The 545-nt window shown below is 61.8% G+C and carries 1 pseudogene; it reads right to left on the bottom strand.

Annotated features, from left to right (window positions below):
• Positions 1-545 (bottom strand): annotated as a pseudogene (locus PQR08_RS38660) (phenylacetic acid degradation protein); the annotation flags it as partial.

Genomic DNA, 545 nt, shown 5'->3' with positions numbered 1-545 from the left:
CCCGCTTTCAAGCCCACATCGAGCACGCTCACGCCTTCATACGGCAGCCGCAATTTGCGCTTCTTGCCGTCGATGATCAACTCCAGATCCGCCGCCGGCGTGCTCTCCGTGATCTCGATGGCAGGCACGCCCGCTTGCGGCAACGGCGTGCCGAATCGCTCCACGTGTATCTGCTTCGGCGCGACGCCCGAGTCCTTCAACGCCGCTTCGGCTGCATCCATCATCGGGCCGGGGCCGCAGATGAACGCTTCGTCGATTTCTTCGGGCGAAAGCAGCGTCTCCAGAAACGCCTTGCACTTCGCTTCATCCAGCACGCCGTTGAAGAGCTCCACGTCCTGCAGATCGTCCGACAGCACGTGATACAGCGAGAACCGATCCATATACCGATTCTTCAGATCCTCGAGCTCTTCGGCGAACATGATCGCGTCGACGCTGCGATTGCCGTACACGAGCGTGAAGCGGCTCGTCGGCTCCGTATCGAGCGTCGTCTTGATGATCGCCAGCACCGGCGTGATGCCCGAGCCGCCCGAGAACGCCACGTAGTG

The sequence above is a fragment of the Caballeronia jiangsuensis genome, assembly GCF_046030135.1.
GTDB classification, from domain to species: domain Bacteria; phylum Pseudomonadota; class Gammaproteobacteria; order Burkholderiales; family Burkholderiaceae; genus Caballeronia; species Caballeronia jiangsuensis.
The sequence above is the reverse complement of the archived record's forward strand: the minus strand, read 5'-3'. Positions and strand labels throughout refer to the sequence as shown.